Consider the following 6,560-nt stretch of genomic DNA (forward strand, 5'->3'; position numbering starts at 1 on the left):
ACTTAGTGATTAACCTGATCCAACCAGCCGTATTTATCTTCTGTTTCGCCGGTGAAGAGGCCGAAGAACGCTTGCTGAATGCGCTTGGTGACCGGGCCACAGCGGCCTTCGCCCACCTGGATACCGTCTACGCTGCGAACCGGCGTGATTTCAGCCGCGGTACCGGACATGAACACTTCGTCTGCCAGGTAGAGGGATTCGCGGGACAGCACCTGCTCGCGCACTTCGATACCCAGATCTTTCGCCAGCTTGATGATCGCATCACGGGTGATGCCCGGCAGCGCGGAAGAGGTGAACGGCGGGGTAAACAGAATGCCGTCTTTTACTTCAAACAGGTTTTCGCCCGCGCCTTCTGAGATGTAGCCGTTCACGTCGAGGGCGATGCCTTCCTGATAGCCGTGGCGGCGCGCTTCGCTGCCGACCAGCAGTGAGGAGAGGTAGTTACCGCCCGCTTTTGCGGCAGTCGGGATGGTGTTTGGCGCCACGCGGTTCCAGGAAGAAACCATTGCGTCGATCCCCTGATCCAGTGCTTCTGCGCCCAGGTAGGCGCCCCACGGGAACGCAGCAATGATCACATCGGTGTTGTAACCGGCCGGCGGGTTCACGCCCATGCCCACGTCACCCACGAAGACCAGCGGGCGAATATAGGCGCTGGTCAGTTTGTTCTGGCGAATCACTTCGCGGCAGGCTTCCATCAGCTCATCAACGCTTTGAGAGACCGGGAAACGATAAATTTTGGCTGAGTCATGCAGACGCTGCATGTGTTCGCGATGGCGGAACACCACTGGCCCTTTGTGAGAATCGTAGCAACGGATGCCTTCAAACACGGAGGTACCGTAGTGCAGCGCATGGGACATCACGTGAACTTTCGCGTCTTCCCAGCGAACCATCTCACCATTGAACCAAATGTAATCAGCTTTTTTTGTCGTCATTTTTTCGTCCTGTCACGCTCAAGCGCGGATTTGTTGTGATGTGGTTGTGCTCTGGCAGATGGCAACATGGGCAACGTCTACCAGCTTTGATAACTGACTAAACAGTAAGTCGACCGGCCGCGGGCTGGCAACGGTTAATTCGATACTGATGTTCTGGGCGTCGGTGGCCGTTTCCATATTCATAGAGCAAATCTGAAAGCCACGGTGGCGAACCACGCGCAATACGCGTTCTAACGTTTCCGGGTTGAAGCGAGCCTGCACAGCGACCTGATGTTGCATCATGATAATTTCTCCAGCATTTGTGAGTTACTGGCACCGGGCGGTACCAACGGCCAGACGTTCTCAAGCTCGTCGATTGAGACATGAAGCAGGTATGGCCCTTCGCTTGACAGCATGGTGTCGAGTGCCGCTTCAACCTGGTCTTTACGGGTGATGTGCTGGCCAGGAATGCCGAAGGCGCTGGCCAGGGTGAGGAAATCGGGGTTATCGGTCAGGGTTGTCTCGCTGTAACGCTCCTGGAAGAACAGCTGCTGCCACTGGCGAACCATTCCTAAACGCTGGTTATCGAGCAACACGATCTTCAGCGGTAACTGCTTGCGCTTCACGGTGCCGAGCTCCTGAACGTTCATCATGAAGGAGCCGTCACCGGAGATACAGATCACGGTATCGTTCGGGCGGGCCACCTGTGCGCCAACGGCTGCCGGCAGGCCAAAGCCCATCGTGCCTAAGCCGCTGGAGGTGATGAAGTTCTCCGGGCGGGTGTAGGTCATGTGCTGGGCTGACCACATCTGATGCTGGCCCACATCCGTCGTCACCACGCTGTCGGCGGGTTTACGGTCAGACAACTGCTTCAACAGCAGCGGCGCATAGATGGCATCGCCTGGGTGATCGTAACGCCAGGCATGCTCAGCGCGCATGTCTGCGGTGTGCTGACGCCATGCGTTGATATCCAGCGGCTGCTCCAGCGCCGGTAACAGCGCGTTAAGATCGCCCTGCAACGCCACGTGCGCCTGACGCAGTTTGTTCATCTCCGCCGGGTCGATATCCATATGGATCACTTTGGCATTCGGCGCGAAGGTATTCAGCTTGCCGGTGACGCGGTCGTCAAAACGGGCGCCTGCGACGATAAGCAAGTCGCACTCCTGCACCGCCAGGTTTGCCGCTTTAGTGCCGTGCATTCCCAGCATGCCGAGGTAGTACGGGTAGTCCGCGTCTACCGCACCCAGACCTTTCAGGGTGCAGGTGGCGGGCATTTGCGTGGTTGCAAGGAACGCGCGAAGCGCCGGAACAGCCTGCGCCATCCCCACCCCGCCGCCGACGTACAGCATCGGCTGCTTCGCCTGCGCCATCATCTGACGCGCCTCTTCAACCTCTGCATGCGGAAACGCATCGTCGCTTTTCACGGTGGAGAAATGCGGCTCCAGATCGCCAGGTGCAACCTGGATATCTTTCGGGATATCTACCAGAACCGGGCCAGGACGGCCAGAACTGGCAACCTCGAACGCTTCGGCCATCACGCGCGGCAGCTCTTCGAGGGACTGAACGAGGAAGCTGTGCTTGGTGCAGGCCAGCGATAAGCCGAGGACGTCTACTTCCTGGAAGGCATCGGTGCCGATGAACGGAGAGGCCACTTGACCGGTAATCGCCACGACAGGAACGGAATCGAGCAGCGCGTCAGCCAGGCCGGTGATCAGGTTCGTTGCGCCCGGACCTGAGGTCGCCATGCACACACCGGTTTTACCGGTCGCGCGGGCATAGCCGATGGCTGCCATCGCTGCGCCCTGCTCGTGTCGGCACAAGAGGTGTTCCACGCCGCCGTCATACAGTGCATCGTAAATCGGCATAATTGCGCCACCTGGATAACCGAATACGGTTTCGACTCCCTGCGCGCGCAACGCATGTACTACCCATTGTGCCCCATTCATAGTTAGTTCCCCGTCATAAATCTGGAGAAACAGAATTTTGTGCTAGTCGTCATTCTCTGCTCCTCATTTAAGTTTTTTAGTCATAAAAAAACCCCCGGACCTTTCGGTGCGGGGGTCTTAGTTCGTTAAGGCTTGATTTCTAAGCCTTTCCTCGTCCAAGTGCAGCCCCGCACGGTGGGATAATAATCACCACCACGCTAATCACGACCAGGCTAATCACTCGTAGAAGGGCTGTCATTTTCAGTTCTTTTTGCATCTTGTTCGAAGGAATACCTAAAGAGTTATCACAGTTTTTAAATCAAACACAAGATTTATTTATGAAGGATTTGGTTAGCAAGCGAACCAAATTTCATGAACGCATTGTTTTATATGAGGAAATTTGGAAGTGAATATTTTTCATTTTTTATTGCAGATCTAACCGTTAAAACGCGCCTTTTTACATTTTGCGAGTGTGCTTCCACAGTTATGCAATGGTTTCAATGCTCCCTGAAAATCTCTGAACAGGCAGCATAAATACGTCAAAAGAGGCTAAACAGAGCAAACAGGCACTGGCATAGTCAGACCAGGAGGTAGTACAAATGTCACTGTCGGTTGTTTATACGCGAGCAGCTCTCGGGGTAAAGGCTCCGCTTATTTCCGTAGAGGTTCATTTGAGTAATGGGCTGCCCGGACTCACGCTTGTCGGGTTACCTGAAACCACGGTTAAAGAGGCCAGGGACCGCGTTCGTAGCGCAATAATAAACAGCGGTTATACCTTCCCCGCAAAGAAGATCACCATCAACCTTGCTCCCGCTGACCTGCCCAAAGAGGGTGGGCGATACGATTTACCTATCGCAATTGCGCTTCTCGCGGCTTCTGAGCAGCTTAATACGACCAGGCTAGGCTCGTATGAGTTCGTGGGTGAACTCGCGCTCACAGGCGCACTGAGAGGCGTTCCCGGTGCGATATCGGGAGCGCTGGAAGCCATACGTGCAGGGCGGCAAATCGTTGTGGCCAATGAAAACGCATCAGAAGTGAGTCTTATTGCAGAAAAGGGATGTCTCATCGCCGGGCATCTTCAGGAAGTGTGCGCCTGGCTGGAAGGCCGCCATGAACTGTCCGAGCCGGAAGAGTGCGACGAGGCTATAGCGGATGCGCCAGAAGACCTCAGCGAGATCATGGGACAGGAGCAAGGGAAACGGGCGCTGGAGATTACGGCAGCGGGTGGGCACAATCTCCTGCTGATTGGCCCGCCGGGTACGGGCAAAACCATGCTGGCGAGCAGGCTAAGCGGGTTGCTCCCGCCGCTTAATAACCATGAAGCGCTGGAAAGCGCCGCCATCTATAGCCTGATCGGTTCGACGTCGTTGCACAAACAGTGGCGTCGACGTCCCTTTCGTTCCCCGCATCATAGCGCGTCACTGACGGCAATGGTCGGCGGTGGGTCTATTCCGGGGCCGGGTGAGATCTCGCTGGCACACAATGGCATTCTGTTTCTCGATGAGTTGCCTGAGTTTGAGCGCCGCGTGCTGGATGCGCTGAGGGAGCCCATTGAATCCGGTGAGATACATATTTCACGCACGCGAGCCAAAATAAGCTATCCCGCCCGTTTTCAGCTCGTGGCGGCGATGAACCCCAGTCCGACGGGGCATTATCAGGGCAACCATAACCGCTGTACGCCAGAGCAGACGCTGCGCTATCTGGGAAAGCTGTCTGGCCCGTTTCTCGACCGTTTCGATTTATCACTGGAAATCCCCCTTCCGCCGCCGGGCCTGCTCAGGCAGACGGATAAACTGGGTGAAAGCTCCGCGCATGTTCGCGAGCGGGTTATCGCGGCACAGGCGAGACAGTATGCCCGTCAAAACAGGCTGAATGCACGACTGGATAATGCAGGGATCCGACAGTTTTGTTCTCTTAACGTTGAAGATGCGGCTTGGCTGGAGGAGACGTTGACGCGCTTTGGGCTTTCCATACGTGCGTGGCAGCGCTTGTTAAAAGTAGCCAGAACCATTGCGGACGTGGAGGGCTGTACTGATATTGCGAGGAAACACTTGCAGGAAGCGCTGAGCTATCGGGCGATCGATCGTTTGCTTTTGCATCTGCAAAAGTTACTGGCATAAAAAAAGGGGCCGTAGCCCCTTTTTTTATTAGTCGTCAGACTCGGTGTAGTCTTCTGCACCTTCCATCTGCGGTTTACCGCCAGACAGCGTATGGAAACGTTTTGGACGCTTAATGCGAGCCATGTACTTGATCCATACACGTTCTGCTTCAGACTGCGGCTCACGCTCACCACGGCACACTGAGACAAACTGCTTTTCATCTTCAGTTGCAGGCTCACGTTTACCCAGATCCAGCTCGTTAAAGGCATAACCATGACGCTCAAGCAGCTGCGCCTCTTTGATGGTGAAATCGCCGTGACGAGAGAACCCGCGCGGATAATGTTTATTGTCGAAAAAACGATTAGTCGTCGTAAAGCTTTCCGCCATCCTACACGCTCCTAATTCTTTGGCCGAGCTATTTATGGCGCGGAGTATTAGTTACGCTTGACAGAGTGTAAAACAAAACATTTAAATCATAACGACAAATTATTTTGCGGAGAAAGATGTGGATACGGAATTGCTAAAAACTTTCCTTGAAGTGAGCAGAACGCGTCACTTCGGGCGAGCCACTGAAGCCCTTTACCTGACGCAGTCAGCAGTCAGTTTTCGTATTCGACAGCTGGAAAATCAACTGGGTGTGAATCTTTTTACCCGCCATCGCAACAATATCCGCCTCACGCCTGCTGGTGAAAAACTGCTTCCGTATGCGGAGACATTGATGAATACCTGGCAGGCAGCGCGCAAAGAGGTTGCGCATACGTCGAGGCACAACGAGTTCTCGATAGGGGCCAGCGCATCTCTGTGGGAATGCATGCTCAGTCAGTGGCTTACCCGGCTATATCACTCCCATGGCCATTTACAGTTTGAAGCCAGAATTGCGCAACGTCAGTCGCTGGTTAAGCAACTTCATGAGCGTCAATTGGATCTGCTGATCACTACAGAAGCCCCCAAGATGGACGAATTTAGCAGCCAGATTGTTGGACAGTTCGGTCTAGCTCTTTATGCTTCTGAACCCTCAAAGATGAAAGCAGACCTGACCTATTTGCGGCTGGAGTGGGGACCTGATTTTCAGCAACATGAGACGGGATTGATCGCACCTGATGATGTTCCACAGTTAACAACCAGTTCTGCCGAGATTGCCTGTCAGCAACTCCCCTTGCTGAAGGGTTGCACCTGGTTACCAGTCCGTTGGGCAGATACCAAGCCTGGACTGCATACCGTGGTGGATTCCACCACCCTTTCGCGGCCGCTGTATGCGATTTGGCTGCAAAATAGCGACAAGCAATCGCAAATAAAAGATCTATTAAAAATCAATGTAATGGATTGAAGCTGAGGCCAGCAGGGACGCTGGCTGCATTTAAGAATGCTGAAATTTCACCGGGTTTCAGGCAAAAAAAAATCCTTTGCCGAAGCAAAGGATTCTATATGGCAGGGGCGGAGAGACTCGAACTCGCGACACCCGGTTTTGGAGACCGGTGCTCTACCAACTGAGCTACGCCCCTAAAGTTTTTTGCCATTAAGCCTGCCATTACTGGCAGGCTTAACGTCTTAATAAGTGGCGGAACGGACGGGACTCGAACCCGCGACCCCCTGCGTGACAGGCAGGTATTCTAACCGACTGAACT

General features: G+C 54.3%; 8 protein-coding genes and 1 tRNA gene. 2 read left to right on the forward strand and 7 right to left on the reverse strand.

What is annotated here, in order from left to right; translation table 11 throughout:
• Positions 1–2: 2 nt before the first annotated feature.
• The 5 genes from ilvE to ilvL form a co-directional block, all read right to left on the reverse strand.
• Positions 3–932 carry a branched-chain-amino-acid transaminase gene (gene ilvE / locus IM291_RS20710; protein ID WP_003860182.1) on the reverse strand — a complete coding sequence of 310 codons (930 nt, stop codon included), beginning with the start codon at positions 930–932 and terminating at the stop codon, positions 3–5.
• 18 nt (positions 933–950) lie between these two features.
• Positions 951–1,214, reverse strand: coding sequence for an acetolactate synthase 2 small subunit (ilvM, locus tag IM291_RS20715; protein ID WP_003860184.1), 264 nt, complete (start codon positions 1,212–1,214; stop codon positions 951–953).
• A complete protein-coding gene (gene ilvG / locus IM291_RS20720; protein WP_069733812.1) occupies positions 1,211–2,857 on the reverse strand; it encodes an acetolactate synthase 2 catalytic subunit in 1,647 nt (548 codons plus the stop codon). Before ilvG ends, ilvM begins: the two co-directional genes overlap by 4 nt.
• A gap of 2 nt (positions 2,858–2,859) precedes the next feature.
• A complete protein-coding gene (ilvX, locus tag IM291_RS20725) occupies positions 2,860–2,910 on the reverse strand; it encodes a peptide IlvX (RefSeq protein WP_166792073.1) in 51 nt (16 codons plus the stop codon).
• Between the two features lie 86 nt (positions 2,911–2,996).
• A complete protein-coding gene (gene ilvL / locus IM291_RS20730; protein WP_001311244.1) occupies positions 2,997–3,095 on the reverse strand; it encodes an ilv operon leader peptide in 99 nt (32 codons plus the stop codon).
• Positions 3,096–3,435: 340 nt separating this feature from the next.
• Between ilvL and IM291_RS20735 the strand changes: the two genes are divergently transcribed.
• Positions 3,436–4,956 carry a YifB family Mg chelatase-like AAA ATPase gene (locus IM291_RS20735; RefSeq protein ID WP_048959813.1) on the forward strand — a complete coding sequence of 507 codons (1,521 nt, stop codon included), beginning with the start codon at positions 3,436–3,438 and terminating at the stop codon, positions 4,954–4,956.
• A 27-nt stretch (positions 4,957–4,983) separates the two neighbouring features.
• Here the strand turns inward: IM291_RS20735 and IM291_RS20740 are convergent, their stop codons facing one another.
• Entirely contained in the window at positions 4,984–5,322 is a 339-nt protein-coding gene (locus IM291_RS20740) for a DUF413 domain-containing protein (protein ID WP_008501577.1), read from the reverse strand.
• 118 nt (positions 5,323–5,440) lie between these two features.
• On the opposite strand from IM291_RS20740, the gene hdfR reads away from it, so the two are divergent.
• Positions 5,441–6,262 (forward strand): HTH-type transcriptional regulator HdfR, encoded by an 822-nt coding sequence (gene hdfR / locus IM291_RS20745; RefSeq protein ID WP_192987577.1) that lies wholly within the window; start codon positions 5,441–5,443, stop codon positions 6,260–6,262.
• A 99-nt stretch (positions 6,263–6,361) separates the two neighbouring features.
• Here hdfR and IM291_RS20750 read toward each other — a convergent pair.
• A tRNA-Trp gene (locus IM291_RS20750) sits at positions 6,362–6,437 on the reverse strand.
• Positions 6,438–6,560: the final 123 nt, after the last annotated feature.

The sequence above is a fragment of the Enterobacter cloacae complex sp. P27C genome, assembly GCF_014895705.1.
Lineage (GTDB): Bacteria > Pseudomonadota > Gammaproteobacteria > Enterobacterales > Enterobacteriaceae > Enterobacter > Enterobacter bugandensis.